This window comes from Aquipuribacter nitratireducens (genome assembly GCF_037860835.1).
GTDB lineage: Bacteria > Actinomycetota > Actinomycetes > Actinomycetales > JBBAYJ01 > Aquipuribacter > Aquipuribacter nitratireducens.
In genome coordinates, this window is sequence record NZ_JBBEOG010000003.1 from 39314 (window position 1) to 65747 (window position 26434).

The window sequence follows — 26434 nt, forward strand, 5'->3', positions numbered from 1 at the left end:
GTGCGGAGGTGCTCGTGCTGGCCGAGGTGAGCGGGCGCGTGCTCGCGGTCCACCTCGACCGGGTCGTCGTCGGCGTCGGTGGTCTCGGGGTGCTCGCCCGGGCGACCCCCCGCACGCTCGCGGGCCTGCGACCCGGTGCGGAGTGCCGCCTCGCGACGTCCCTCGTCGTCCGCGAGGACTCCCTCACGCTCTTCGGGTTCGCCGACGACGACGAGCGCGACGTCTTCGAGGTGCTGCAGAGCGTCTCCGGGGTGGGGCCGCGGCTCGCGCTCGCGGTCCTCGCGGTCCTGTCGCCGGACGCGCTGCGCACCGCGGTGGCCGCCCAGGACGAGAAGGCGCTCACGGCGGTCCCGGGTATCGGTCGGAAGGGGGCGCAGCGCATGCTGCTGGAGCTCGGCGACCGGCTGGGGGTGCCCTCCGGCCCAGCGGCGGGAACCGGCGCCGGGGCGGCGACGACGGCCACGTTCCCCGCCCCCGCGCAGGCGCCGGACGGCGTCCCCGCGCAGGTGGTGACGGCCCTCGTGGGGCTCGGGTGGCAGCAGCGGCAGGCCGAGGACGCCGTCGCCCGCGTCGTCCCCGCCGAGGGGGAGGAGACCGTCGAGGCCGCCGTGCTCCTGCGGGCCGCCCTGCGCGGGCTGGCGCCGGCGTGAGCGGGCCGGAGCGGGAGGTCGACCCGGTGGCCGCCACGGGCGAGCTCGCCGAGGAGGCCGCGCTCCGGCCGCGGGCGATGGCCGAGTTCGTCGGTCAGCCCGTCGTGCGGCGGCAGCTGGGGCTCGTGCTCGAGGCCGCACGGCGCCGCGGCAGCAGCCCCGACCACGTCCTCCTCGCGGGACCACCCGGGCTCGGCAAGACGACGCTGGCGTACATCGTGGGCGCGGAGATGGGCGTGCCCGTCCGCGTCACGAGCGGTCCCGCGCTGCAGCACGCCGGCGACCTCGCGGCCATCCTGTCCTCGCTCGACGAGCACGAGGTGCTCTTCCTCGACGAGATCCACCGCATGTCGCGGGCCGCGGAGGAGATGCTCTACGTCGCGATGGAGGACTTCCGCGTCGACGTCGTCGTCGGCAAGGGCCCCGGCGCGACGGCGATCCCGCTCCCGCTGCCGCGCTTCACCCTCGTCGGGGCGACGACCCGCGCGGGCATGCTGCCCTCCCCGCTGCGCGACCGCTTCGGCTTCACCGGCCACCTCGACTTCTACGACGACGCCGACCTCGAGCGGGTGCTGCGCCGCAGCGCCCGCCTGCTCGGCATCCGCCTCGAGCCCGACGTCTCCCACGAGGTCGCCCGGCGCAGCCGCGGCACCCCCCGCATCGCCAACCGGCTGCTGCGGCGGGTCCGCGACTACGCCGAGGTGCACGGCGACGTCGCCGACGGGGGCGTCGTCACGCTCGACCACGCCCGCGAGGCGCTCGCGCTGTTCGGGGTCGACGAGCTGGGGCTGGACCGGCTCGACCAGGCCGTCCTCGACGCGCTGTGCCGCCGCTTCGGAGGCGGTCCCGTCGGGCTGTCGACCCTGGCGACCACCGTGGGGGAGGAGCCCGAGACCGTCGAGACGGTGTGCGAGCCGTTCCTCCTGCGGCGCGGCTTCCTCGCGCGCACCCCGCGCGGCCGGGTCGCGCTGCCCCCCGCATGGCAGCACCTCGGGCTCACCCCGCCCGTCCGGGAGGTGGGCGCGGAGGTGGGCGCGGTCCCCGCGACCGGTGTGCTGCGGGCGGGTGACGACGGCACCGGCACGGACGACGACTTCTGGCGGGCGTACGGGGAGGGCGGCCGCCTCGCCTAGACTCCTCCGGGGCTCCTGCCGCTGGGGGCTCGCCGGTGTGCGCCCGGAGGGGCCACCGGCCGATCGGAAGGACTGCTGTGGACCCTGCCCTGATCCTGCTCCTCGGGCTCGCGGTCATCCTCGTCCTGCAGTTCAGCCGTTTCAGCCGGCAGCGCCGGGAGGTCCGCGACGTGCAGTCCTCCCTCGCCGTCGGACGCAAGGTCCTCACCGCGTCGGGGATGCTCGGCACCGTCGCCGCGCTCACCGACGACACCGTCACGCTCGCGAGCGAGGACGGTCACCGCACCGAGTGGGTGCGGGGCTCCGTGGTCCGGGTCGTGCCGGACCAGCCCGCCGCCGAGACACCCGGCGACGAGCAGCCGCCCACCCCCACGACCTGAGACCGAGAGATCACCCGTGACCACCACCACACGTCGGTCGCGCCCACGGCGCGCCCTCGTCCTCCTCGCCGTCATCGTCGCGCTCGTCTTCGGGACCGTGACCGGCGGCTACTTCCTCGACGACGCACGCTGGTCGCCGTCGCTCGCGCTCGACCTCGAGGGCGGCACGCAGGTCGTGCTCACCCCGGTCGCGGAGGAGGGCGCCGAGATCCCGTCGGAGTCCATCGACCAGGCGGTCGAGATCATCCGCCAGCGCGTCAACGGCACCGGCGTCACCGAGGCCGAGGTGGTGCGTCAGGGCAGCAGCAACATCGTCGTCAGCATCCCCGGGCAGGCCGACGAGGAGACCCTCGACCTCGTCCGGGCGTCGGCGCAGCTGGAGTTCCGCCCCGTCCTGCTCGCCGGCACGGGCGTCGACCCGAGCCTGTTCGAGCCCTCCGTGGCCCCGTCCGGCGACCCGTCGGCACCGGTGGGCGAGGCGACGGCCCCGGCCGCCGAGGAGTCCGCGGTCCCGTCCGCCGGTCCCGCGGACGCGACGGCCGAGCCCTCCGTGGCGCCGTCGGCCCAGGGCCGCGCCGTGCCGCGCGGCGACGTCGCCGACGCCCTCGCGGCCGCCCCCACCGGGGAGCCGACCGGCGCCCCGACCGCCGAACCGGTCGAGCCGGTCGCCGAGCCGACAGCCGAGCCGGTGGCCGAGCCCGCGGTCGAGCCCACCGACGCCTCCGACCCCGCCTACCTCACGCCCGAGGTGCTCGCGGAGTTCGAGCAGCTGTCGTGCCTGGACCCGGAGACCGGCGCGGTGACGCGCGTGTCGGAGTCGCAGGACGACGAACCCCTCGTCGTCTGCAGCCAGGACGGCTTCGAGAAGTACGTCCTCGGTCCGGTCGAGGTCGAGGGCGAGAACGTCGCCGACGCCGGCTGGGGCTTCGGCACCGGCCAGACCGGTCTGTCGACCGGCCAGATCGTCGTCGACCTGCAGTTCGACGGCACGGGCACCGACCAGTTCGCCGACGTCTCGCGGCGCCTGTTCGACCTGACCGGTGACCGCAACCGCTTCGGGATCGTGCTCGACGGCGTCGTCATCTCCGCCCCGACGATGAACGGCATCATCCCCAACGGCCAGGCCCAGATCTCCGGCAACTTCACGCAGGAGACCGCCGAGGTCCTCGCCAACCAGCTGCGCTACGGCGCCCTGCCGCTGTCGTTCACGGTGGAGTCGACGGAGTCGATCTCCGCCACGCTGGGCGACGAGCAACTGCGCCTCGGGGTCCTCGCGGGCCTCATCGGCCTCGGTCTCGTCGTCGTCTACATGCTCGTGCAGTACCGGGCCCTGGGGCTGGTGACGATCGCGTCGCTCGCCATCGCCGGGTTGCTGGCGTACGGGCTGCTGCTGCTGTTCTCCTGGCGGCAGGGCTACCGCTTGAGCCTGCCCGGCGTCGTCGGCCTCATCGTCGCCATCGGCATCACCGCCGACTCGTTCATCATCTTCTTCGAACGCATCCGCGACGAGATCCGCGACGGGCGCAGCGTCGCCGTGGCGATCGAGCGGGGCTGGGAACGCTCGCTGCGGACCATCCTCATCTCCGACACCGTGTCGCTGCTCGCCGCCGTCGTGCTCTACACGGTCTCGGTCGGCGGGGTGCGCGGCTTCGCGTTCACCCTCGGCCTCACGACGGTCATCGACCTCATCGTCGTCGTGCTCTTCACGAAGCCGGTCGTCACGCTGCTGTCGCGGACCCGCTTCTTCGGCGAGGGGCACACGCTGTCCGGCTTCGACGCCGAGCACCTCGGCTCGGTCGTCGCCCGCAACGCCATCCGCAGCGGCACGCGCGGCGTGCCGACGGGGACCACCGTCGCCGAGCGCAAGCGCGCCGCGGCCGCCGCCAACGAAGGGGCAGTCCTGTGAAGTTCGACCGCTGGGGCAACGACCTCTACACCGGCGCCCGCTCCTACGGCATCGTCCGCAACCGCCGCCGCTGGTACGTCCTCACCGGCGTCCTCGTGGCGCTCGCCGTCGCCGCGCTGCTCCTGCGCGGGCTCAACCTCGGCATCGACTTCACCGGCGGGTCCGAGTTCCGCGTGAGCGCGGTCCCGGGCGAGGTGAGCACGCTCGCGGCCGAGGACGCCGTGACGGGCGTCGTCGGCGACACCCAGGTGCAGACGACGATCATCGACGGCGACAACGTCCGCGTCCGCACGGGGGAGCTCAGCACCGCCGACACGGAGGCGGTCGCGGAGGCGCTCGCCGAGACGTACGGGGTCGAGACCTCCGCCGTCACCTCCCAGTTCGTCGGCGCCTCGTGGGGCGAGCAGATCTCGGTGCGGGCGCTGCAGGGCCTCCTCGTGTTCCTCGCCCTGGTCGCCGTCGTCATCTCCCTCTACTTCCGCACGTGGAAGATGGCCGTGGCCGCGCTGGCCGCGCTCGTCCTCGACATGGTCTTCACGGTCGGGATCTTCGCGGCCACGGGCCTGGAGGTGACGCCGTCGACGGTCATCGGCTTCCTCACGGTCCTCGCGTACTCCCTCTACGACACCGTCGTCGTGTTCGACAAGGTGCGGGAGAACACGCGGGAGGCGCTCGAGGGCGACACCCAGACGTTCGCCGAGGGGGCGAACCTCGCCGTCAACCAGACGCTCGTGCGCTCCATCAACACGAGCGTCGTCGCGATCCTGCCGGTGCTCGCGGTCCTCGTCATCGGCGTCGCGCTGCTGGGCGCGAGCACGCTGCTCGACCTCGCCCTCGTCCTCGCGATCGGCACGGCCGTGGGGACGTTCTCCTCGATCTTCGTCGCGACCCCGCTGCTCGTGCAGCTGCGGGAGCGCGAGGAGGGCATCGTCGCCCACGACACGGCGGTCCTCCGTCGTCGCGAGGGGCGCACGCCCGTGGCCGCGCCCGCCGGCCCGTCGGTCGACGTCGCCGAGCACGACTGGTCCGGCCCCCGCTCCGCGGTCCTCGCGCAGTCGCGGCAGCAGGGGCAGCGCCAGCAGCCGCGGCGACTGCCGCGCGACAAGCGCGGCTGATGCTCCCGGCGTCCGGACCGGGGTCCGGGCGCGCGGCGAGCGGGACGCCCGCCTGCTCCTAGACTGGGACGACCGGCTCGTCGCGGGCCGGGACGTCGCGGGCGCGGGAGGTGCGCGTGGAGGACCGACCGGGAGCCGGTGACGGGCGCGCGCCCGAGGTGCACGGCGCCGGGGCCGGTCCGGCCACGCACCCGGGCCCCGCGCCGCAGGAGCCGAGCGCGGCGACCGCGCCGCCCCCGACCGCGCCCGGCGCGCCCCCGGCGCCCACCGGGTACGCCGCAGCGGGCGGTGTGTCCGGGTCCGGCCGCATCCTGTCCCGCTGGGGACGCCGCGGCCTCTCCCGCACCCAGGTCAGCCCCATCCTCGAGCCGCTGCTCGTGACGGTGCTCGCGGCGGACCCGAAGGCCGACACCTCCCTGCTCGAGCGGGCGTACGCGGTGGCGGAACGGGCGCACGCGGGCCAGACGCGCAAGAGCGGCGACCCCTACATCACCCACCCCGTGGCGGTCGCGACGATCCTCGCCGAGCTGGGGATGCCGACGTCGACGCTGGCGGCGGCGCTGCTCCACGACACGGTCGAGGACACCGCCTACTCCCTCGACGACCTCCGCACCGACTTCGGGGACGAGGTCGCGCAGCTCGTCGACGGCGTGACGAAGCTCGACAAGGTCACGTACGGCGACGCGGCCCAGGCCGAGACGGTCCGCAAGATGGTCGTCGCGATGGCCCGGGACATCCGCGTCCTCGTCATCAAGCTCGCCGACCGGCTCCACAACGCCCGCACGTGGCGGTTCGTCAGCGCCGAGTCCGCGCAGCGCAAGGCCCGCGAGACCATCGAGATCTACGCTCCGCTCGCGCACCGCCTCGGGATGAACACCATCAAGTGGGAGCTGGAGGACCTGTCCTTCGCCGCGCTCTACCCGAAGGTGTACGACGAGATCGTCCGCCTCGTCGCGGAGCGCGCGCCGGCCCGCGAGGAGTACCTCGAGAAGGTCCGCGAGCAGGTCGCCGCCGACCTGCGCGCCGCCAAGATCAAGGCGACGGTCACCGGCCGGCCGAAGCACTACTACTCGATCTACCAGAAGATGATCGTGCGGGGCCGGGACTTCGCCGACATCTACGACCTCGTCGCCGCCCGGGTGCTCGTCGACACCCTGCGCGACTGCTACGCGGTGCTGGGCGCGCTGCACGCCCGCTGGACCCCCGTACCCGGGCGGTTCAAGGACTACATCGCGATGCCGAAGTTCAACATGTACCAGTCGCTCCACACGACGGTCATCGGGCCGGGTGGCAAGCCCGTAGAGGTGCAGATCCGCACGTTCGAGATGCACCGACGCGCCGAGTACGGCGTCGCCGCGCACTGGAAGTACAAGGACACCGGCGGCAAGGGCGGCGCCCGTGCGGGCAGGCCCGGCAGCGACCCGACGGACATGGCCTGGCTGCGGCAGCTGCTGGACTGGCAGGCCGAGACCGGCGACCCCGACGAGTTCCTCGACAGCCTCCGATTCGAGGTCGCCGCGCAGGAGGTCTTCGTCTTCACCCCGCGGGGGGACGTCATGTCCCTGCCAGCGGGCTCGACCCCGGTCGACTTCGCCTACGCCGTGCACACCGAGGTCGGTCACCGGTGCATGGGGGCGAGGGTCAACGGCCGCCTCGTGCCGCTGGAGAGCACGCTGCAGAACGGCGACGTCGTCGAGATCTTCACCTCGAAGGCCGCGGGTGCCGGCCCGAGCCGGGACTGGGCCGGCTTCGTCGCCTCGCCCCGGGCCCGGAACAAGATCCGGCAGTGGTTCTCCAAGGAGCGCCGCGAGGAGGCGATCGACGCCGGCCGCGACGCCATCGCCCGCACCATGCGCAAGCAGAACCTGCCGGTGCAGCGGATGCTGTCGCACGAGACGCTCCTCGCCCTCGCCCAGGAGATGCGCTACCCCGACGTGTCGGCGCTGTACGCCGCGGTCGGGGAGGGGCACACCAGCGCCCAGTCCGTCGTGCAGAAGCTCGTCGCGAGCCTCGGCGGCGCCGAGGGCACGGAGGAGGACCTCGCCGAGGTCACGACGCCGAGCCGACGGGTGGCCCGACCCCGCTTCAGCGAGTCCGGGGTCGTGGTGAAGGGCGCGGCGGACGTGTGGGTGAAGCTCGCCCGATGCTGCACGCCCGTGCCCGGCGACGACATCGTCGGCTTCGTGACGAAGGGCCAGGGGGTCTCGGTGCACCGCTCCGACTGCGGCAACGTCGCGGCGCTGGAGCGGGAGCCCGAGCGGCTCCTCGACGTCGAGTGGGCGCCGACGTCGGCGAGCGTCTTCCTCGTGCAGATCCAGGTGGAGGCGCTCGACCGGAGCCGGCTCCTGTCCGACGTGACGAAGGCCCTGTCGGACCACCACGTCAACATCCTCTCCGCGTCGGTGTCGACGAGCGACGAGCGTGTCGCCATCTCGAAGTTCACCTTCGAGATGGGGGACACCCAGCACCTCGACCACGTCCTCAACGCGGTCCGCCGCGTGGAGGGCGTCTTCGACGTGTACCGCGTGACGAGCGGGGTGCAGCGCGAGGTCAGCGGGCCCTAGGCCGCGCCGGGGGCCGCGTCCGCGTGCTCGTCGAGCCGGTCGAGCCGGTCGAGGGCGGATGTCCGGCCGCGGTGGCCGCGCTGCGCGTCGAGCCGCGTGCGCACTGCCGCCGCGTCGGTGAGGCCGCTGCGCAGGAGGCCGACGACGGCGAGTCGCGCCCGCTCGCCGCGCTCCAGCCGCAGGCACTCCTCCGCCGTGGTCGTGGGGTCCGTCACCGCCACGCCACCGACCCGCACCCACGCGCCGCCGCTGCACCACCGCACCGGTGACAGCACGGGCGCACGGGCGGGATGCCGGGAGCCGACGCGCCCGGTGGTGACCGGGCGGCCGGGCGCCGGGGCGACCCGCACCGGTCCCGGGCGCAGGCCGGGGTCACCGAGCCACACCCAGGCGGCCGTGACCCGGACGAGGACGCCGTCGCGGAGGGCCGTGCCGAGCGCGACCGCCCGCGCCCGCGGCGCGATCCCGGCCCGCCCCTCCGCCCAGCCCGGACCGCCCGCGGCGAGCACGCCGGGCACGACCTCGACGACCCCGGCGCGCACCCGGATCCCGAGGTCGAGGAAGGGGGCGGGCGGGCAGGGGTCTCGCAACCAGGGGACGTCCACGGCGCCACCCTGACGTCCGAGGGTCGTCCACGGTCCCGGCGACACCCGGGCTGGGGACGACACGCCGCGGGAGCGGCCTGTGGGTCGTCGGGTCAGCGGGACAGGTCGCTGAGGCTGCTCCTCGCCTGGGCGAGCCACGCGCGCTTGGTGTCCCGCTCCTGTGCGGCCCGTGACGCGGCCTTCGCGTCGCCACGTGCCTCGGCGGCGGCGACCTTCGCCTCGAGCTCGGCGAGCTGGTCCTCCAGCTGGCTGACGAGCCCGGAGCCCCGCGCGACGACCTCGCTGTTGCCCTTGCCCCACCGGGCGGAGTCCGCCTCCCGGACCTTGTCGATGACCGCCCGCAGCCGGTTCTCGATCCGGTCGAGGTCACGGCGCGGCACCCGGCCGGCCTCGTCCCACCGGTCCTGGATCGAGGAGAGGGCCCGGCGCGCCTTCTCGAGGTCGCTGACGGGGAGGAGGGCCTCCGCCTCGGCGAGGAGCTGCTCCTTCTTCGCGAGGTTGCCGCGGTACTCCTCGTCCTGTGCGGCGTTGGCGGACGACCGCGCCTCGAAGAACACGTCCTGCGCCGCGCGGAAGCGCGCCCACAGGGCGTCGTCGTCCTTGCGACTCAGGCGACCGGCCGACTTCCACTGGTCCATGAGGGCCTTGTACTCGTCGCTGGCCGCACGCCAGTCCGTGGAGTCCTGCAGGGCCTCGGCGCGGGCGATGAGCTTCTCCTTCGCCGCCTTCGTCGCCGCGCGCTGCTCACCGACCTGCGCGAAGTGCGCGCGCCGCAGCCGGTCGACGGTCGAGCGGGCCGCGGCGAACCGCTTCCACAGCGGGTCCTCCGTGCGCTTGTCGAGCCGCGTGCCCGATCGCTGCGCCGACTTCCACTCGTCGAGCAGCGCGGCCATCCGCTCGCCCGCGTGCTTGAAGTGCATCGTCTCCGCGGGTGTGGCCGCGATGGACTCCGCCTCGGACACGATCCGCTCGCGCTCGGCGAGTGCGGCGGCGCGGGCCGCGGCACGCTCGGCGTCCTCCGCCTTGCTGCGCTCGGCGACGAGGGCGTCGAGCCGGTCGAGCTCGGTGCGCAGGGCGGGCAGGTTGCCGACGACCTTGGCCTCGGTCACGGCCTCGCGGAGACCACCGAGCGCCGAGCGGGCCTCCTTGGCCGGCACGGTGCCGTTGTCCAGGCGCTGGCCCAGCAGCAGCACCTGCGCGGCGAGGTCCTCGAACTTGCGGACGTAGAAGGCGAGCGCCTCGTCGGCGGGCACGTCGGGGTACTGCCCGACCTCACGCTGCTCCTCGCCGTCGCGGACGTGGACGGTGCCGTCCTCGTCGACCCAGCCGTAGCTCGTCGCGTCGACGGCGAGCGGGGCGACGGGATCCGCTGCCGGAGCGACGGGGCTGGGTGCGTGCCGGTGCGCGGCGAGGTCGATGGGGCTGGGTGCGTGCGGGGCGGCCGCGCTCGGCTGCTCCGGTGCCTGCTCGGGCGCCTGCTCGGGCGCCTGCTCGGGTGCCTGCTCGGGTGCCTGCTCGGGCGCCTGCTCGGCGGCCTGCGCGGCGTCGGCCTCTGCCGCGGCGCCCGGCTCGGTGGTGGCCTCGGGCTGGGTGGCGTCGGGCTGCTCGGGCTGGGTGGCCTCGGGCTGCTCGGGCTGGGTGGCCTCGGGCTCGGTGGCCTCGGGCTCGGTCGTCACCGTCGTCCCCGGCTCGGTGACGCCTGCCGTCGCCGGCTCGGGCGCGCCCGTGCCGGGCTCGGCGAGGGTCTCGTCGGGTCGGGTGTCCTCGGTGCTCACGCTGACTCCTCCACGGTGACGCTGGTGATGCCGATGCTGCGGGCGGGGGCCGTGCCGTCGGCGGCGAGCCCACCCTCCGCGACCTGCTCGACGATGTCGAGGCCGCTCGTCACCTGCCCGAGGACCGAGTAGCCCCCGGCGGCGTCGGACGGGATCGTCGAGTCCTCGTACACGACGAAGAACTGGCTGCCCATGCTCTCCCCGTCGCCGCCGACCCGCGCCATGGCGACCGTCCCGGCGGGGTAGACGTCGTCCGCCGGCGCGTTCTCCACCGGGCCGTAGGAGTAGCCGGGTCCGCCCTGGCCGGTGGCGGTCGGGTCGCCGCACTGGAGGACGAAGATCCCTGCGGTGGTGAGGCGGTGGCAGGGCGTGGAGTCGTAGTACCCGGCCTCCGCGAGCCCGACGAAGCTGCCGACGGCCTCCGGGGCGGCGTCGCCGTCCATGACGACCTCGATGTCCCCGCACGTGGTCGCGAGCGTGACGGCGACGCGGCCCTCGGCCGGGGGCGGCTGCTCGTCGACGACGACGGGCTGCGCGACGGGACCGGGGCCGGGCGGGCACGGGTTCGTCTCGTCGACGGGCGCGGCCACGGTCGCCTCGGCGGGGGAGGGGAGGGCGTCGGCGCTCGAGGGGGCGGTGGGCTCGGCCGCAACCGGGTCGCCGGCGGTGTCCCCGCCACCGAGGAGGCTCGCGCCCACGACGGCGCCCGCGGCGACGACGGCGACCACCGCGGCGACGACGACGTTCCGCCGGGTCGCCGCGCGCCGGTGCTGCTCCTTGGCCGCGACCCGCTGCTCGAACTTCTCCTGGCGGCGGCGCTCCTGCTCGCGCTCGCGCTTCGACGACACCGTCCCCTGCGTCCTTCCCGTGGGCCGTCGGCGTGGCGACGGGCACGGCACCCGTCCTGCCGCGGACAGGGACGACAGCATAGGCATCTAGGGTGGCGCGCATGCTCGTACGCGCGGTCGAGGCCACCGCCTTCGGCACGAACTGCTGGGTCCTCGCGACCGGCGCGGGTGAGGAGTGCGTCGTCGTGGACCCCGGTTTCGGGGTCGTCGACCGGCTGCGTGAGGTCCTCACCGAGCACCGGCTGCGACCCGCCGCGGTGCTGCTCACGCACGGCCACGCCGACCACGTGTGGTCGGTGACACCGGTGTGCAGGAGCGCGGGAACGCCCGTCGCCGTCCACGTCCACCCCGACGACCGCTACCGGCTCGCCGACCCGCTGGCGACCCTCGACCCCGGCCTCCGCCACATGCTCGCGGCTCAGTTCGGGCCGCAGGAGCGCTGGCAGGAGCCCGAGGACGTGCTCGACCTGCCCCCGGCCGGTGCTCCCGCCGCGCTGCAGGTCGCCGGACTCGACCTCGTCGTCCACCACACGCCGGGACACACCGAGGGCTCGGTGGTCTTCGCCGTCGCACCCGAGCCCGGCGCGGGGCTGCTCATGAGCGGCGACCTCCTCTTCGCCGGGAGCATCGGACGGACCGACCTCGCCGGTGGCGACCCGGTCGCCATGGCGCGGTCCCTGCGCGAGGTCCTGCCGCGCTTCGACGACGCGACCCGCGTCCTGCCCGGCCACGGCCCGACGACGACCCTCGCGGACGAGCGGGCCCGCAACCCCTTCCTCCGCGCCGTCGCGGCCGGCCAGGTCCTCTGATGGCGCGCATCGCCCCGCTCTCCGGTTTCCCGGAGTGGCTGCCCGCGGAACGGGCCGTCGAGGTCCACGTCGTCGACACGCTTCGCCGCGTCTTCGAGCTCCACGGCTTCGCCGGCATCGAGACGCGCTCGGTCGAACCGCTCTCGCAGATGCTGCGCAAGGGCGAGATCGACAAGGAGGTCTACGTCGTCCGGCGCCTGCACGCCGACGAGCCGGGGGACGCCGGCGCCCCCGACGACGACACCCTCGGCCTCCATTTCGACCTCACCGTGCCGCTCGCGCGGTACGTGCTGCAGAACGCCGGGCACCTCGTCTTCCCATTCAAGCGCTACCAGATCCAGCGCTCGTGGCGCGGCGAGCGGCCCCAGGACGGCCGGTTCCGCGAGTTCGTCCAGGCCGACGTCGACGTCGTCGGACGCGACACGCTGCCCCGGCACCACGAGGTCGACGTCCCGCTCGTGATGGTCGAGGCGCTGCGCGCCCTCGACGTCGGCGACGTCCGCATGCGCGTCAACGACCGCCGCGTCGCCGAGGGTCTCGTGCGCGGCCTCGGCCTCGACGACGTCCCCCCTGTCCTCGCCGCGGTCGACAAGCTCGCGAAGATCGGGCCGGACGCGGTCGGGGACCTGCTGCGGGAGCGCGCCGGAGCGAGCGCCGCGCAGGTCGACGCGGTCCTCGAGATGGCGGGCGTGTCCGGGCCGGGCGCCGCCCGGGCGCTGACGGACCTGGTCGCCCGGCACGGCGCCGGCTCCGACGCGCTCCACGAGGCCGTCGGGGACCTCCAGCGCCTGCTCGACGCCGCCGAGGAGGTCGCCCCCGGCGCCGTCGTCGCCGACCTGTCGGTCGTCCGCGGGCTCGACTACTACACGGGCAGCGTCTACGAGACCGAGCTCGTCGGGCAGGAGGACCTGGGGTCCGTGTGCTCCGGCGGGCGCTACGACGACCTCGCGAGCGACGGCGCCACCCGCCATCCGGGGGTGGGCCTCAGCATCGGCGTGAGCCGACTGGTGTCGCGGCTGCTGCGCGACGACGTGGTCCGCGCCAGCCGGCCCGTGCCGACCGCGGTCCTCGTCGCGGTGTCCGACGAGGCAACCCGATCCCGCTCCGACGCCGTGGCCCGGGCCCTCCGCGCCCGGGGGATCCCGTCCGACACCGCGCCGACCGCGGCGAAGTTCGGCCGGCAGATCCGCCACGCGGACCGCCTCGGGGTTCCGTTCGTGTGGTTCCCCGGCGCCGCGGGAGATCCCGACGAGGTGAAGGACATCCGCTCCGGCGACCAGGTGGTCGCCGACGCGGCGACGTGGGAGCCGCCCAGCGCCGACCGGTACCAGCAGGTGGTCCCGGTCCACCACCCCTGACTCACCCGACCTCGTCCGCCTCCAGGAGCCGGGCGAGGCGGGCGAGGTCCGCCCGGACTGCCGCCTCGTCCGCCCGCGACGCCTCGTCGTCCTGTCCGGGTGCGCGCCGCAGCGTGAAGACGACCTCCGCGCCGTCGCCGTGCGGCAGCACCCGCAGGGGGTTGAGCGTCGCGGTCCCGTCCGGCAGCACGACGGTGTGGTCGAGGACCCCGAGGTCGTTGTCGGGCGCGAACCGGACACGCACCGGGCCCATCGGCGACTCGCACCGCCACCAGCCGTCGTCCGCGGCCTCCACGGCGCCGGCGAGGCCCGCGGCCCAGCGCGGCAGGTTCCGCGGGTCGCGGACGAAGCGGTGGACGACGTCCGGCGCGCGGCCCACGTGCTGGGCGAGGTGGCGCGACTCCGGTCCGGTCACGGTGCCCTCACGGGACGCTCACGACGGTCCGGCAGAGGCGCCGCCGACCTGGCGGCGGCCCTGCGGCATCCGGACGCCCACGGACTCCAGCTCGAGCGCCGCGAGCGCCCGGACGACCCCCGGCTCGCCCCGGCGCCACTCGCCGACGGGGTCGCCGGAGACGGTCGCGAGGGCGTGGACGGGCCGGGTCGCCAGCGCCCGGAGGGCGAACAGGTCGGGGTCGGCGCCGGCGGTGAGGAGCGCGTGCGCGGCCCCCGTGCGCCGGGCCGCGCGCAGCCGCAGCGGCAGCCACACGGCGACGACGAGGGCCACGGGTGTGACGGCGACGAGGACCCCGAGGGCGACGGCGAGGTCGCCGACGAGGTCGGCGAGGCGCAGCGCCTGCTCGGAGATCCCGGCGACGGCGTCGGCCGCACCGTCGAGGGGCGCGGCGGCCTCGTCGCCGACGAGGGGCACCCGCCCGATCGCCTCGCCGCCGCGCCCGAGCTGTCCGGCGGCGCGGTCGGCTCCGGCGGCGAGCTCGCGGGTCGGGGGCACGAGCGCCGAGACGGCGGCGTGCACCGCGAGGCCGACCGCGACCCACAGCACGCACCACCCGGCCACGAGGGCGTCGCCGAGCAGCTGCCGGGCCCGCATCGCGGGGACGTCGGCGTACCAGCGCAGCGGTGTCCCGGGGGCGGGGCCCGCCGGCGGGCCGGGCCGCGACACGTCGGTGGGCTCCTCCACCGGGCCACCGTACGGGCCCTACAGTTCCGTCGTGACTGCTACCGCGCGCCCCGCCACCGTCGTCGGGGTCCCCTCCGAGGTCAAGAACCACGAGTACCGCGTCGCCCTCACGCCCTCGGGCGTCCACGAGCTGCGCACCCACGGCTGCGAGGTGCTCGTGCAGTCCGGGGCGGGCGCCGGCTCGTCGATCAGCGACGACGACTACCGGGCCGAGGGCGCGACCATCCTCGACGACGCCGACGACGTGTGGGGACGCGCCGACCTCGTGCTCAAGGTGAAGGAGCCCGTCGAGCAGGAGTACCACCGGCTGCGCGAGGGGCTCACGCTCTTCACCTACCTCCACCTGGCCGCCGACCGGCGCCTCACCGAGGAGCTCGTCGACCGCAAGGTCACCGCCATCGCCTACGAGACCGTCCAGACCCCGGACCGCGCGCTGCCGCTGCTGTACCCCATGAGCGAGGTCGCCGGCCGGCTCGCGCCGATGGTCGGCGCGCACACGCTCATGCGGGCCTCGGGCGGGCGCGGCGTCCTCATGGGCGGGGTGTCCGGCACGTACGCGGCCAAGGTCGTCGTCATCGGCGCCGGGGTCGCCGGGCTCAACGCGACCGCCACCGCCGTCGGCATGCAGGCCGACGTCACCCTCATGGACCGGGACGTGTCCCGGCTGCGGGCCGCGGACCGCATCTACCAGGGCCGGGTGCAGACCGTCGCCTCCAACACCCTCGAGCTCGAGCGCGCCGTGCTCTCCGCGGACCTCGTCATCGGCGCGGTCCTCGTGCCGGGCGCCAAGGCGCCCAAGCTCGTGAGCAACGAGCTCGTGTCCCGCATGCGCGAGGGCAGCGTCCTCGTCGACATCTCCGTCGACCAGGGCGGCTGCTTCGAGGACACCCGACCCACCACCCACGCCGACCCGACGTTCCGCGTCCACGACTCGGTGTTCTACTGCGTCGCGAACATGCCGGGTGCGGTCCCCAACACCTCCACCTACGCCCTGACGAACGTCACCCTGCCGTACGCCTCGGCCATCGCGACGCTCGGCTGGCGCGAGGCGCTGCGCGCGGACCCGGCCCTCGCGCTCGGGCTCAACACGCACGCCGGGACCGTGACGAACGAGCCCGTCGCCGCCGCGCACGGCATGCCGGCCACCGAGGTGGCGGAGGCGCTCGCCTGAGCGCGCCGGGGCGGGTCGACGTGGGCACGAGGGCGCACCCGGTGGCCGTCGTGCCACCGCGCCGTGCCGAGCCCGACGTGTCCCCCGGACCCGGCTCGCCCGAGGTGCGCGACGCGCTGGCCGCGGCGGCCGAGGCGTGGCTCGCCCACCTGGGTGTCGAGCGGGGCGTCGCGGGGAACACGCTCGCGGCGTACCGGCGCGACGTCCGGCGCTGGTGCGACTTCGTGCGACGGAGCGGGCGCCGAGCGCCCGCCGAGGTGACGGAGGCCGACGTGTCGGCGTTCGTCGTCGGGCTGCGCACCGAGGTCGGCCTGTCCGCCGCGAGCACGGCCCGGGCCCTCGCGGCCGTCCGCGGCCTCCACCGCTTCCTGCTCGCCGAGGGCACGGTCGACGCCGACGTCACCCGCGAGGTCCGCGCCCCCAGCCTGCCGCGCCGGCTGCCGAAGGCCATCGCGGTCGACGCGGTGCTCCGCCTCGTCCAGGCCCCGGACACCACGACCCCCCTCGGCCTGCGGGACCGGGCCCTCCTCGAGCTGCTCTACGCGACCGGGGCCCGTATCTCCGAGATCGTCCAGCTGGACGTCGACGACGTCGTCGGCTCCGACGGCGAGGTCGTCCACGTCGTCCGGCTCACCGGCAAGGGCGGCAAGCAGCGCGCCGTCCCGGTCGGCAGCCACGCCCGCGCCGCCCTCGACGCCTACCTCGTCCGCGGCCGGCCCGCCCTGGGCGGCAGCGACGCGCGCGCCCTGTTCCGCAACTCCCGGGGCGGGCGGCTCAGCCGGCAGTCCGCGTGGGCGGTGCTGCGCCGCGCCGCCGACACCGCCGGCCTGCCGGAGCCGGGAGGCCCCCCGGTCGGTCCGCACCTGCTGCGACACTCCTTCGCCACCCATCTCATCGAGGCGGGCGCCGACGTGCGGGTGGTCCAGGAGCTGCTGGGGCACGCCTCGGTCGCGACCACGCAGGTCTACACGCACGTCTCGGTCGACGCCCTCCGCGAGGTGTACGCGACCAGCCACCCGCGCGCCCGCTGAGCCGCGCGGGGGCGCCGGGCGGCGTGGGAGGTGCGGGTCACCCCCCGCGCCCGACTAGGGTCGCCGCTGTGACGACCGCGAGCGACGCAGTGGCGGGGGAGGACCCCCAGGGGACCGACGGCCTCGGCCCGACCGGGCGCCCGCTGCCGGACTTCGGGGTGCCACCCGTGCTCGCGTCCCACGGGCCGGCGCGGGTCATCGCGCTGTGCAACCAGAAGGGCGGCGTCGGCAAGACGACGACGACGATGAACCTCGGTGCCGCGCTCGCGGAGTACGGCCGTCGTGTCCTGCTCGTCGACTTCGACCCGCAGGGCGCCCTGTCCGCGGGTCTCGGGGTGCGTCCCGGTGACGACGAGCCGTCGCTGTACCAGCTGCTCGTCGACAAGCAGACCGACGTCCGGGACGTCCTGCGCACCACCGACGTGCCCGGCGTCGACGTGCTCCCGACCGACATCCACCTGTCGGCCGCCGAGGTCCACCTCGTCAACGAGGTCGCCCGGGAGATGGCGCTCGCGCGGGTGCTGCGACCCGTCCTCGACGACTACGACGCCGTCCTCATCGACTGCCAGCCCTCCCTCGGTCTGCTCGCCGTCAACGCGCTCACCGCCGCGCACGGGGTGCTGATCCCCGTCGAGTGCGAGTACTTCGCCCTGCGCGGTGTCGCCCTGCTCCAGCAGACGATCGAGAAGGTGACGGACCGCCTCAACTTCGGCCTCGAGATCGACGGCGTCCTCCCGACGATGTACGACCCGCGCACCCTCCACAGCCGCGAGGTCGTCGCGCGGCTCGTCGACGTGTTCGGCGACAAGGTGTTCCACACCGTCATCTCGCGCACGGTCAAGTTCCCCGACTCCTCCGCCGCGTCGCAGCCCATGACGACGTACGCCCCCACGCACCCGGGCACGCAGGCGTACCGCCAGCTCGCCCGCGAGCTCGTGGCGCGGGGCCTCGTCGCCTGAGCAGCCCCGCCGTGACCGCCGGGGCCCCCGAGCCCGAGGAGCGGGTCAGCGGGTTCGAGGTGCACCTCGACGTCTTCACCGGCCCGTTCGACCTGCTGCTGGGCCTCATCGCCAAGCACCGCCTCGACGTCACCGAGGTCGCGCTCGCCCGCGTCACCGACGAGTTCCTCGCCCACATCCGGGGCATGACGGAGTGGAGCCTCGACGAGGCGAGCGGCTTCGTCCTCGTCGCCGCCACCCTCCTCGACCTCAAGGCGGCCCGTCTCCTGCCCGGCGCCCACGTCGAGGACGAGCAGGACCTCGCGCTGCTCGAGGCCCGCGACCTGCTGTTCGCCCGCCTCCTGCAGTACCGGGCGTTCCGGACCGCCGCGGCGGACCTCGGTCGCCGCCTCGAGGAGCAGGCCGGGCGCCACCCGCGTCGCCGCGGCGACGACCCGCTCGGCGCCGACCTGCTGCCGGACCTCGTGTGGTCGATGCCCGCGGAGCAGTTCGCGCGGCTCGCGGCCGACGCCCTGCGGCCCCGGCCCGTCCCCACGGTCGGGCTCGAGCACCTCCACGCCCCGGAGGTCTCGGTCGCCGAGCAGCGCCGGCACCTGCTCGACGCGCTCGCCGGCGGCCGGGCGACGCCGTTCCGCGTGCTCGTCGCCGACGCCGGGTCGCGAGCGGTCGTCGTGGCACGCTTCCTCGCGGTCCTCGAGCTGTACCGCGAGGAGCACGTGGGCCTCGAGCAGGCGGGGCCCCTCGCGGAGCTGTCGGTCCGGCTCCTGCGACCCGCAGGTCCGGGCGCGCCGCCGGACGACACCGAGGAGGAGGAGCGATGAGCCTGCAGGAGGGTCTCGACGTCGACGCGCTGCCGGGAGGTGCCCGTGCCGCGCTCGAGGCCGTCGTCATGGTGGCCGACGAGCCGGTGCCACCGCTGGTCCTCGCCGCGGCGCTCGCCCTGCCGCTGGAACGCGTCGAGGCGCTCCTCGCCGGGCTCGCCGAGGAGTACGACGCCCAGGGGCGCGGCTTCGAGCTGCGGCGGTCCGGCGCCGGCTGGCGGGTGTACTCGCGGCAGGTGTTCGCGCCTGTCGTCGAGCGCTTCGTCGGGGACGGGGCCACCGCGCGGTTGTCGCGGGCGGCGCTCGAGACCCTCGCGATCATCGCGTACCGGCAGCCCGTGGCGCGCTCGACGGTGTCGAGCATCCGCGGGGTCAGCGCCGACGCCACCATCCGCACCCTCGTCCAGCGCGGCCTCGTCGCCGAGGGTGGTTCGGCCGGCGGTGCGGAGGGGGGTCCGGGAGGTGCGATCCTGTACGTCACGACCGACGAGCTGTGCGAACGGCTCGGCATCCGCTCCGTCGACGAGCTGCCGCCCCTGGCCCCCTACCTGCCGGAGGCCGACGCGCTCGACGACATCGGCGCCGAGGGTCGCGTCCGGCCACGGGGAGGAGCCCCGGCCGCGCCGACGCGCCCTGCCGACGACCCTCCCGAGGAGACCCCATGAGCCCCACCAGCCGACGCGGCGGGCGCGGCAGGCCCCGTCGCACCGCACCCGCCGCGGCCCGTCCCGCGGCGCCCACGTCCGACGTCCACGACCCCGCCGGTGAGCGGCTGCAGAAGGTGCTCGCCTCCGCCGGCGTGGCGTCCCGGCGTCGCGCCGAGCAGCTCATCGCGGCCGGGCGCGTGAGCGTCGACGGGCAGGTCGTCACCGAGCTCGGCACGCGCGTCGCGACGGGGGCGGTCATCCACGTCGACGGCATGCGCGTGCAGACCGACGAGACGAAGACGTACCTGGCGGTCAACAAGCCCGTCGGGATGGTGTCGACGATGTCCGACGAGCAGGGCCGCCCGTGCCTCGGCGACCTCGTCGCCGACCGGGGCGACCGGCTCTTCCACGTCGGCCGCCTCGACGTCGACTCCGAGGGACTGCTCCTGCTGACCAACGACGGCGAGCTGGCCCACCGCCTGCAGCACCCCAGCCACGGCGTGCCCAAGTGGTACCTCGCGGAGGTGCCGGGTCCGGTCGGGCGTGACGTCGGCCGCCGGCTCAAGGAGGGCGTCGAGCTCGACGACGGCCCGGTGGCCGTCGACTCCTTCACCGTCGTCGACTCCGCGCCGGGCAAGGCGCTGCTCGAGGTCGTCATCCACGAGGGCCGCAAGCACGTGGTCCGGCGCATGCTCGAGGCCGTCGGCCACCCCGTCGAGCGGCTCGTGCGGACCCGGATCGGCTCCGTGCGGCTCGGCGAGCTGCCCGCCGGTCGCACCCGCACCCTCAGCGAGGGCGAGGTGGCCGGGCTGTTCCGCGACGTGGGCCTGTGACCCCCGCCCACCGGGACGCGCCGGTAGCGTCGTGACCGTGGCGCTGCGGGGCATCAGGGGAGCGATCCAGCTCGACGTCGACGAGCGCGACCACCTCCTCGCCGCCACCCGCGAGCTCGTGAGCGCCGTCATGCGGGCGAACGACCTCGCCGCGGACGACCTCGTCAGCATCGTCTTCACGTGCACCCCTGACCTCACGAGCGAGTTCCCCGCCGTCGCGGCCCGCGAGCTCGGGCTCGGCTCCGTCCCGCTGCTGTGCGCGGTGGAGGTCGACGTGCCGGGCGCGATGCCCCGGGTGGTGCGCCTCCTCGCGCTCGCCGAGACCGAGCGGGCCCGCGACGCCGTGCAGCACGTCTACCTGCGCGGTGCCGTCGCCCTGCGCCGGGACATCGCCCAGTGAGCACCCCACCGGGGCTCGACGGTGCCGTCCACGTCGTGGGGACCGGTCTCGTCGGGGCGAGCGTCGGGCTCGCGCTCACGTCCGCGGGCGCCGACGTCGTCCTCCACGACGCCTCGCCGACCGTCGCCGCCGTGGCCGCCGACCTCGGTGCGGGCCACCTGCCCCGGGAGGGCGACCCCGCCCCCGGTCTCGTCGTCGTCGCCGCCCCGCCCGACGTCACCGCCGACCTCGTCGTCGCCGCGCTCCGGTCCCACCCCGACGCCGTCGTCACCGACGTCGCGAGCACGAAGGCGCGCGTCGTGGCCGACGTGCGCGCCCGTGCCGGTGCCGACGCCGCGCGCTACGTCGGTGGTCACCCGATGGCCGGTCGGGAGCGGCACGGCCCCATGGCCGCGCGCGCCGACCTGTTCGTCGGCCGGCCGTGGGTGCTCACGCCGCAGCCGGACACCGTGGCGACGGCGACCGCGGCGGTGCGGGAGCTCGTGTCCCGGCTCGGGGCCTCGCTCGTCGAGCTCGGTCCCGAGGAGCACGACGAGGCGGTGGCGCTCGTCTCCCACCTCCCGCAGGTGGCCGCCAGCCTCGTCGCGGCCCGGCTCGTCGGCGCACCCGAACGGGCTGTGGCGCTCGCCGGCCAGGGGCTGCGCGACGTCACGCGCATCGCGGCGAGCGACCCCGTCCTGTGGGCGCAGATCCTCGCGAGCAACGCCGCACCCCTCGCCTCGCACCTGCGGCTGCTGCGGGACGACCTCGACGCGGCCGTCGCCGCGCTCGAGACCGTCGCCGGCACCGCCGCGCCCGGGCACCCACCCGACGGTGTGCCGGGCCCGCTGGGCGCGCTGGCGGGCCTCGTCGCCGACGGCAACGCCGGGCGCGCGATGGTTCCCGGCAAGCACGGCGCGGCGCCGACCCTCTACGCCACCGTCCCGGTCCTCGTGCCCGACCGGCCGGGTTCGCTCGCGGCCCTCGTCGGGGCGGTCGGGGAGATCGGGGTCAACGTCGAGGACCTGCGGATCGAGCACAGCCCGGGCCGTCAGGTCGGGGTCGCGGAGGTGTCGGTCGTCCCGGCCGCGCGCGACGGCCTCGTCGCCGCGCTGCGCGAGCGGGGCTGGTCGGTGCCCGACTGACCGTGCTGTCCGGCGCACCGGTGGCGACGCTGCGCCGACCGGGCGGGGCACGGCGCGGGCGCCGGTAACCTTGGACGACGGCGTCCCCGGCCCGCCGCGGTCCGCGAGGACGTCGTCGCGCCCGGCCGCCCCACCCCTGGAGGAACCCCCCGTGCCTGACCGTCGTCGTGTCCTGGTCGCCGTCGACGGACCGTCCGGCTCGGGCAAGTCGAGTGTCTCGCGCGAGGTGGCCCGTCGAAGCGGCCTCGCGTACCTCGACACCGGGGCCATGTACCGCGCCGCCTGCTGGGCCGCGCTGCGGGACGGCGTGGACGTCACCGACCCCGTCGCCGCGGCCGTCGTCGCCCGCGCCGTCACCCTCGACCTCAGCACGGACCCCGACCACGAGCGCGTCGCCGTCGACGGCGTCGACGTCACGGCGGGACCCGACGGGATCCGCGGCGAGCGGGTCACGTCCGCGGTGTCCGCGTTCGCCGCCCACCCGGGGGTGCGCGAGGAACTGCGCGCCCGGCAGCGCGACGTCATGGACGCCGCCCCCGACGGGTGCATCGCCGAGGGCCGCGACATCACGACCGTGGTGGCGCCGGACGCCGACGTCCGCGTGCTCCTCACCGCCGACGCCGACGCCCGCGTCGAGCGCCGCCGCGCGCAGGTCGTCGAGTCCGGCTCGGGCGACGCGGTCGAGGTCGTCGACGTGCGCGCCGGCGTCGTGGGGCGCGACGCCGCCGACAGCCGCGTGACGTCGTTCCTGTCCGCGGCCGACGGGGTCGTCACGCTCGACTCCAGCGCCCTCACGTTCGAGCAGACCGTGCAGGCCGTGCTGCGACTCGTCCGCGAGGTCCAGAGGGCCCCCGAGGGTGTGCGGCGGTGAGCCCGGCAGGCAGCACCGTCGAGGCGCCGCGCGCGTCCGGACGCTGGTGGGGCGCCGTCGTCGGGTTCGTCGTCGCGCACGTCCTGTGGCGCACGCGCGTGAGCGGTCGGCACCACTACGCCACCGGCCCGGCGCTGCTCGCCGTCAACCACGTCAGCGTCCTCGACGGCCCGCTCGTGTACTCGGCCAATCGCCGGCAGGTCCACTTCCTCGTGAAGAAGGAGATGTTCCGGGGCCTGTGGGGGTGGGCGCTGCGACAGGTCGGGCAGATCCCGGTGGACCGCGCGGGCAGCGACCGGACGGCGCTCGCGGCCGCCGTCGCGGTGCTCCGCGCCGGCGGGGTCGCCGGCATCTTCCCCGAGGGCTCCCGGGGGCGTGGCGACGTCGCCGCCGTCCGCACCGGGATCGCGTGGATCGCCCTGCAGTCCGGTGCGCCCGTCGTGCCCGTCGCCGTGCTCGGCACCCGCCGCACCGGCGAGCGGACGGGGGGTCTGCCCCCGCTGCGGCGACGGCTCCACGTCGTCGCGGGCGAGCCGTTCCACCTCACGCGCCCGCCCGGCGTGCCCGGCAAGGTGGCGCTCGCCGCCGCGGCGGAGGAGGTGCGCGTGCGCCTCGGCGCGCACGTCACCGCGGCCGCCGCCGCGACCGGGGAGCGCCTTCCCGACGACGCGGGCACCGGCCTCACCGAGGTCACCGCGACCACCGACGACACCCAGGCAGGACCCCTCGCATGAGCGACACCACTCCCACGAGCGCGTCGACGGCCGGCCCGACCGGCCCGACCGGCGTGAGCGACGCCGACGCCGAGCGCGTCCTCCGCAGCCAGCTCGCCGACTACGACCTCGACGACACCGACCTCGCCGTCCTCGAGGGCGCCGACGACGCGGGGGCCCTCGACGAGGACGAGGCCCGCCCCGTGGTGGCCGTCGTCGGCCGTCCGAACGTCGGCAAGTCGACCCTCGTCAACCGGGTCCTCGGCCGCCGCGAGGCCGTCGTGCAGGACGTGCCCGGCGTCACCCGCGACCGGGTCAGCTACCCCGTCGAGTGGGCGGGGCGGCGCTTCACCCTCGTCGACACGGGCGGCTGGGACGCCAAGGTGCAGGGGCTCGCCGCCCAGGTCGCCGAGCAGGCGGAGGTCGCCGTCGAGCTCGCGGACGCCGTCGTGCTCGTCGTCGACGCGACCGTCGGGGCCACGGCCGTCGACGAGGCCGTCGTCCGGATGCTCCGCCGCTCCGGGCGCCCGGTGGTCCTCGTGGCGAACAAGGTCGACGACGCCCGCGGCGAGGCCGACGCCGCCGCGCTGTGGTCGCTCGGCCTCGGCGAGCCCTACCCGGTCTCGGCGCTGCACGGGCGCGGCAGCGGCGACATGCTCGACGCGGTCCTGCGGGCCCTGCCGGAGCAGACCGCCGTCGGGCGCCCGGACCCCGCCGGGGTGCGCCGGGTCGCGCTCGTCGGACGACCGAACGTCGGCAAGTCGAGCATGCTCAACGCCCTCGTCGGCAGCGAGCGCGTTGTCGTCGACGACGTCGCCGGCACCACGCGCGACCCGGTCGACGAGCTCGTCGAGCTGGGCGGGCGCACGTGGCGCTTCGTCGACACCGCCGGCATCCGGCGCAAGCACCGTTCCAGCGAGGGTGCGGACTACTACGCCGGCCTCCGCACGCAGGCGGCCATCGAGCGGGCGGAGGTCGCCGTCGTCCTCGTCGACGCCGCGCAGGTCCTCACCGAGCAGGACGTCCGGGTCGTCCAGGGCGCCGTCGACGCCGGGCGGGCGGTCGTCCTCGCGGTGAACAAGTGGGACCTCGTCGACGACGAGCGCCGCCGCTACCTCGAGCGGGAGCTCGAGACCGAGCTCGTGCAGGTGCCGTGGGCGCCCCGTGTCAACGTGTCCGCACGGACCGGGCGCCACCTCGACCGGCTCGTGCCCGCGATGGAGCGCGCCCTCACCTCGTGGGAGACGCGCGTGCCGACGGGACGACTCAACGCGCTGATCGCGGAGATCGTCGCCGCCCACCCGCACCCGGTCCGCGGGGGCAAGCAGCCCCGCATCCTCTACGCCACCCAGGCCGGTGTCCGCCCGCCGACGTTCGTCCTCTTCACGACCGGGTTCCTCGAGGCCGGCTACCGCCGCTTCGTCGAGCGCCGGCTGCGGGAGACGTTCGGCTTCGAGGGCAGCCCCATCGAGGTCAACGTGCGGGCGAGGGAGCGTCGGAAGCAGCGCTGAGGCTGCGCTACTCTTCCCCCGGCGGTCCCGGCAGGGGCCGACCGGGACGTGGCGCAGCTTGGTAGCGCACTTGACTGGGGGTCAAGGGGTCGTGGGTTCAAATCCCGCCGTCCCGACGAGGTCGACCACGACGACCGGCCCCGACGGGCCCGGGTCGCCGGTCGGCCGGCACGGCAGCGGCGAGCGGGAGGCCATCACGACCACCGTCGTCAGCGACCGGGTGCTCACGGTCCCCAACGCGATCAGCCTCGCGCGGCTGGCGTGCGTCCCGCTGTTCGCGGCGTTCATCGTCCGCGACCAGGACCTCCTCGCGCTCCTCGTCCTCCTGCTGGCGGGCGTCAGCGACTACGTCGACGGGGTCCTCGCGCGGCGCTGGGGCCAGGTGACGCGCCTCGGCCAGCTCCTCGACCCCGCGGCGGACCGGCTGTACGTCACCGCCGCCCTGCTCGGTCTCGGGTGGCGCGAGGTCCTGCCGTGGTGGCTGGTCCTCACCGTCGTGGTCCGCGAGGTCGTCCTCACGACCAACGTCCTCGTACTGCGCCGGCACGGCTTCACGTCCCTGCCGGTGCACCTCACCGGCAAGCTCGCGACGTTCGTCCTCCTGCTCGCGCTGCCGCTGCTGCTGCTCGCCGGGACGGCCGAGACCCTCGGCCCGTGGGTGGCGGACGCCCTCCGACCGGTCGCGTGGGCGCTCGTCCTGTGGGGCGCGGGCCTGTACTGGTGGGCGGCGCTGCTCTACCTCCACCAGACGCACCTGCTCATCCACGGCCGGCTCGGCCCGGACGGCTCGCGCCCGGCCGCGGTCGGCCCGAAGGCGGGCACGGCGGGGGCGGCGCGTGGCTAGGCCCGGGTCGTCGTCGACGCTCCTGACGGAGATCATGCAGCGCCCGCTCGACCCCGGCTACGCGGTCGCGCACCGCCGGCGGGTCGAGCGCGGGGAACCCGAGGAGCGGGCGACGCGGCCGGGTCGCGACGCCTGGCGTGCGACGCTGCGCGCACGCGCGGCGCCGGCGCTCGTCGTCGGGGTGCTGCTCGGGGTCGTGACCGGCGCGGGTGTCGCCCAGCTCCGCGACACCCCGCTCGAGACGCAGGACCGCGCCGTCCTCGAGGCCGAGATCGAGCGGCGCACCGCCGTCGCGGACTCCCTCGCCGAGACGAGCGCCGAGCTGCGCGCCGAGATCGAGGAGCGGCAGCAGGCCGCCCTCGCGGACGGCTCGACGGGCGTGCTGGCTGCGAGCGACCGCCTCGCCCTGCCGGTCGGGGCCGTGCCCGTGGTGGGCGAGGGCGTGCAGGTCGTGCTCGACGACGCCGCCGGTGTCGACGACACCAGCGGCTTCGCCGACGACGGCCGGGTGCGCGACGGCGACGTCCAGACAGTCGTCAACGGCCTGTGGAAGGCGGGGGCGGAGGGGATCGCGGTCAACGGGCAGCGGCTCACCGCGCTCAGCACCATCCGCTTCGCCGGCTCGGCCATCGTCGTCGACCTCCGCCCGCTGGCCCGGCCGTACACGATCGAGGCGGTGGGCGACCCGGACGCGCTCCTGGAGGAGCTGCGCGGCGGGAGGACCGCCGACTACGCGCAGGCGCTGCGGACGAACTTCGGGATCAGCGTGCAGGCCGACGCTGTGGGGGAGCTGCGCCTTCCGCCGGCGTCGCGCCTCACGCTGCGCCACGCCACCCCCGTCGAGGAGGACCAGCCCGAGGTCGGCGTAGGGGAGGATGAGCAGTCGTGATCGCGATCATCGGGCTGCTGGCGGGGGTCCTCGTCGGCGTGCTGCTGGAGCCGAGCGTGCCGCCGTCGCTGCAGCCGTACCTCCCGATCGCGATCGTCGCGGCGCTCGACGCCCTGTTCGGCGGCCTGCGCGCCGTCATCGAGGGCATCTTCGACGACCGCGTCTTCGTCGTGTCGCTGGTCTTCAACGTCGTGGTCGCAGCCTTCGTCGTCTTCCTCGGCGACCAGCTGGGGGTCGGGGCGCAGCTGAGCACCGGGGTCGTCGTCGTCCTCGGGATCCGGATCTTCTCCAACGCCGCCGCCATCCGGCGGCACCTGCTCGGGTCGTGAGGTCGAG

The 26434-nt window shown here is 75.5% G+C and carries 27 protein-coding genes and 1 tRNA gene; 23 read left to right on the plus strand and 5 right to left on the minus strand.

Translation table 11 applies throughout. From position 1 onward, the window contains the following. The first annotated feature begins 14 nt into the window (after positions 1-14). From ruvA to WAB14_RS06490, 6 genes are all read left to right on the plus strand, one after another. Positions 15-650, plus strand: a complete 636-nt coding sequence (gene ruvA / locus WAB14_RS06465; protein WP_340268594.1) for a Holliday junction branch migration protein RuvA — start codon at positions 15-17, stop codon at positions 648-650. Next, positions 647-1783: a Holliday junction branch migration DNA helicase RuvB gene (gene ruvB / locus WAB14_RS06470; protein WP_340268596.1), complete on the plus strand. Its 1137-nt coding sequence runs from the start codon at positions 647-649 to the stop codon at positions 1781-1783. Before ruvA ends, ruvB begins: the two co-directional genes overlap by 4 nt. Positions 1784-1860: 77 nt before the next feature. Then, a complete protein-coding gene (gene yajC / locus WAB14_RS06475) occupies positions 1861-2163 on the plus strand; it encodes a preprotein translocase subunit YajC (protein WP_340268598.1) in 303 nt (100 codons plus the stop codon). Positions 2164-2179: 16 nt separating this feature from the next. After that, on the plus strand, positions 2180-4069 hold the full coding sequence (gene secD, locus WAB14_RS06480) for a protein translocase subunit SecD (RefSeq protein WP_340268600.1): 1890 nt from the start codon (positions 2180-2182) through the stop codon (positions 4067-4069). Then, positions 4066-5184, plus strand: coding sequence for a protein translocase subunit SecF (gene secF, locus WAB14_RS06485; protein ID WP_340268602.1), 1119 nt, complete (start codon positions 4066-4068; stop codon positions 5182-5184). The genes secD and secF overlap by 4 nt, the downstream gene beginning before the upstream one ends. A 116-nt stretch (positions 5185-5300) precedes the next feature. After that, positions 5301-7748, plus strand: a complete 2448-nt coding sequence (locus WAB14_RS06490) for a RelA/SpoT family protein (protein ID WP_377003147.1) — start codon at positions 5301-5303, stop codon at positions 7746-7748. Here WAB14_RS06490 and WAB14_RS06495 read toward each other — a convergent pair. The 3 genes from WAB14_RS06495 to WAB14_RS06505 form a co-directional block, all read right to left on the minus strand. Further along, positions 7745-8353, minus strand: coding sequence for a hypothetical protein (locus tag WAB14_RS06495; RefSeq protein WP_340268604.1), 609 nt, complete (start codon positions 8351-8353; stop codon positions 7745-7747). The two genes, WAB14_RS06490 and WAB14_RS06495, sit on opposite strands and share 4 nt — an antisense overlap. A 92-nt stretch (positions 8354-8445) precedes the next feature. Then, complete coding sequence (locus tag WAB14_RS06500) at positions 8446-10128, minus strand: DUF349 domain-containing protein (RefSeq protein ID WP_340268606.1); 1683 nt, start codon at positions 10126-10128, stop codon at positions 8446-8448. Then, on the minus strand, positions 10125-10976 hold the full coding sequence (locus WAB14_RS06505; protein WP_340268608.1) for a peptidylprolyl isomerase: 852 nt from the start codon (positions 10974-10976) through the stop codon (positions 10125-10127). Before WAB14_RS06505 ends, WAB14_RS06500 begins: the two co-directional genes overlap by 4 nt. A 101-nt stretch (positions 10977-11077) precedes the next feature. Between WAB14_RS06505 and WAB14_RS06510 the strand changes: the two genes are divergently transcribed. Both WAB14_RS06510 and hisS read left to right on the plus strand, forming a co-directional pair. Next, positions 11078-11785 carry an MBL fold metallo-hydrolase gene (locus WAB14_RS06510; protein ID WP_340268610.1) on the plus strand — a complete coding sequence of 236 codons (708 nt, stop codon included), beginning with the start codon at positions 11078-11080 and terminating at the stop codon, positions 11783-11785. After that, positions 11785-13143, plus strand: coding sequence for a histidine--tRNA ligase (hisS, locus tag WAB14_RS06515; protein WP_340268612.1), 1359 nt, complete (start codon positions 11785-11787; stop codon positions 13141-13143). Before WAB14_RS06510 ends, hisS begins: the two co-directional genes overlap by 1 nt. A gap of 1 nt (position 13144) precedes the next feature. Here hisS and WAB14_RS06520 read toward each other — a convergent pair whose 3' ends face one another. Further along, positions 13145-13558 carry an SRPBCC family protein gene (locus tag WAB14_RS06520; protein ID WP_340268614.1) on the minus strand — a complete coding sequence of 138 codons (414 nt, stop codon included), beginning with the start codon at positions 13556-13558 and terminating at the stop codon, positions 13145-13147. Positions 13559-13576: 18 nt separating this feature from the next. Then, on the minus strand, positions 13577-14284 hold the full coding sequence (locus WAB14_RS06525) for a hypothetical protein (protein WP_340268616.1): 708 nt from the start codon (positions 14282-14284) through the stop codon (positions 13577-13579). Positions 14285-14315: 31 nt separating this feature from the next. Here WAB14_RS06525 and ald point away from each other — a divergent pair, with 31 nt between their 5' ends. The 15 genes from ald (at position 14316) to WAB14_RS06600 (ending at position 26427) form a co-directional block, all read left to right on the plus strand. Then, on the plus strand, positions 14316-15455 hold the full coding sequence (gene ald, locus WAB14_RS06530) for an alanine dehydrogenase (protein ID WP_340268618.1): 1140 nt from the start codon (positions 14316-14318) through the stop codon (positions 15453-15455). Positions 15456-15505: 50 nt separating this feature from the next. Continuing rightward, a complete protein-coding gene (locus tag WAB14_RS06535; RefSeq protein WP_377003167.1) occupies positions 15506-16486 on the plus strand; it encodes a site-specific tyrosine recombinase XerD in 981 nt (326 codons plus the stop codon). Positions 16487-16554: 68 nt separating this feature from the next. After that, positions 16555-17445 (plus strand): ParA family protein, encoded by an 891-nt coding sequence (locus tag WAB14_RS06540; RefSeq protein ID WP_377003142.1) that lies wholly within the window; start codon positions 16555-16557, stop codon positions 17443-17445. A gap of 11 nt (positions 17446-17456) precedes the next feature. Continuing rightward, positions 17457-18266 carry a segregation and condensation protein A gene (locus tag WAB14_RS06545; RefSeq protein WP_340268620.1) on the plus strand — a complete coding sequence of 270 codons (810 nt, stop codon included), beginning with the start codon at positions 17457-17459 and terminating at the stop codon, positions 18264-18266. Then, positions 18263-18931 carry an SMC-Scp complex subunit ScpB gene (gene scpB, locus WAB14_RS06550; protein WP_340268622.1) on the plus strand — a complete coding sequence of 223 codons (669 nt, stop codon included), beginning with the start codon at positions 18263-18265 and terminating at the stop codon, positions 18929-18931. The genes WAB14_RS06545 and scpB overlap by 4 nt, the downstream gene beginning before the upstream one ends. Beyond that, positions 18928-19746 carry a pseudouridine synthase gene (locus tag WAB14_RS06555; protein ID WP_340268624.1) on the plus strand — a complete coding sequence of 273 codons (819 nt, stop codon included), beginning with the start codon at positions 18928-18930 and terminating at the stop codon, positions 19744-19746. The genes scpB and WAB14_RS06555 overlap by 4 nt, the downstream gene beginning before the upstream one ends. A gap of 37 nt (positions 19747-19783) precedes the next feature. After that, positions 19784-20146, plus strand: coding sequence for a chorismate mutase (gene aroH, locus WAB14_RS06560; RefSeq protein ID WP_340268626.1), 363 nt, complete (start codon positions 19784-19786; stop codon positions 20144-20146). Further along, positions 20143-21270, plus strand: coding sequence for a prephenate dehydrogenase (locus WAB14_RS06565; RefSeq protein WP_340268628.1), 1128 nt, complete (start codon positions 20143-20145; stop codon positions 21268-21270). The genes aroH and WAB14_RS06565 overlap by 4 nt, the downstream gene beginning before the upstream one ends. 151 nt (positions 21271-21421) lie before the next feature. Beyond that, positions 21422-22141 carry a (d)CMP kinase gene (cmk, locus tag WAB14_RS06570; RefSeq protein WP_340268630.1) on the plus strand — a complete coding sequence of 240 codons (720 nt, stop codon included), beginning with the start codon at positions 21422-21424 and terminating at the stop codon, positions 22139-22141. After that, the gene (locus WAB14_RS06575) at positions 22138-22875 is read left to right on the plus strand and encodes a lysophospholipid acyltransferase family protein (protein ID WP_340268632.1); all 738 of its coding nucleotides are present in this window, start codon (positions 22138-22140) and stop codon (positions 22873-22875) included. The genes cmk and WAB14_RS06575 overlap by 4 nt, the downstream gene beginning before the upstream one ends. Then, positions 22872-24365: a ribosome biogenesis GTPase Der gene (gene der, locus WAB14_RS06580; RefSeq protein ID WP_340268634.1), complete on the plus strand. Its 1494-nt coding sequence runs from the start codon at positions 22872-22874 to the stop codon at positions 24363-24365. Before WAB14_RS06575 ends, der begins: the two co-directional genes overlap by 4 nt. 42 nt (positions 24366-24407) lie before the next feature. Further along, positions 24408-24481: transfer RNA gene (locus tag WAB14_RS06585), tRNA-Pro, on the plus strand. After that, on the plus strand, positions 24457-25209 hold the full coding sequence (locus WAB14_RS06590) for a CDP-alcohol phosphatidyltransferase family protein (protein ID WP_340268636.1): 753 nt from the start codon (positions 24457-24459) through the stop codon (positions 25207-25209). The genes WAB14_RS06585 and WAB14_RS06590 overlap by 25 nt, the downstream gene beginning before the upstream one ends. Positions 25210-25243: 34 nt before the next feature. Further along, positions 25244-26098 (plus strand): DUF881 domain-containing protein, encoded by an 855-nt coding sequence (locus tag WAB14_RS06595; protein ID WP_340268638.1) that lies wholly within the window; start codon positions 25244-25246, stop codon positions 26096-26098. Further along, positions 26095-26427, plus strand: coding sequence for a small basic family protein (locus WAB14_RS06600; RefSeq protein WP_340268640.1), 333 nt, complete (start codon positions 26095-26097; stop codon positions 26425-26427). Before WAB14_RS06595 ends, WAB14_RS06600 begins: the two co-directional genes overlap by 4 nt. The last annotated feature ends 7 nt before the right edge of the window (positions 26428-26434 follow it).

Excerpts from the sequence above, each read along its gene's own strand:
- WAB14_RS06510 (WP_340268610.1), top strand. The coding sequence starts at position 11,078 with ATGCTCGTACGCGCGGTCGAGGCCACCGCCTTCGGCACGAACTGCTGG.
- hisS (WP_340268612.1), top strand. The coding sequence starts at position 11,785 with ATGGCGCGCATCGCCCCGCTCTCCGGTTTCCCGGAGTGGCTGCCCGCG.
- scpB (WP_340268622.1), top strand. The coding sequence starts at position 18,263 with ATGAGCCTGCAGGAGGGTCTCGACGTCGACGCGCTGCCGGGAGGTGCC.
- WAB14_RS06555 (WP_340268624.1), top strand. The coding sequence starts at position 18,928 with ATGAGCCCCACCAGCCGACGCGGCGGGCGCGGCAGGCCCCGTCGCACC.
- der (WP_340268634.1), top strand. The coding sequence starts at position 22,872 with ATGAGCGACACCACTCCCACGAGCGCGTCGACGGCCGGCCCGACCGGC.
- WAB14_RS06595 (WP_340268638.1), top strand. The coding sequence starts at position 25,244 with ATGCAGCGCCCGCTCGACCCCGGCTACGCGGTCGCGCACCGCCGGCGG.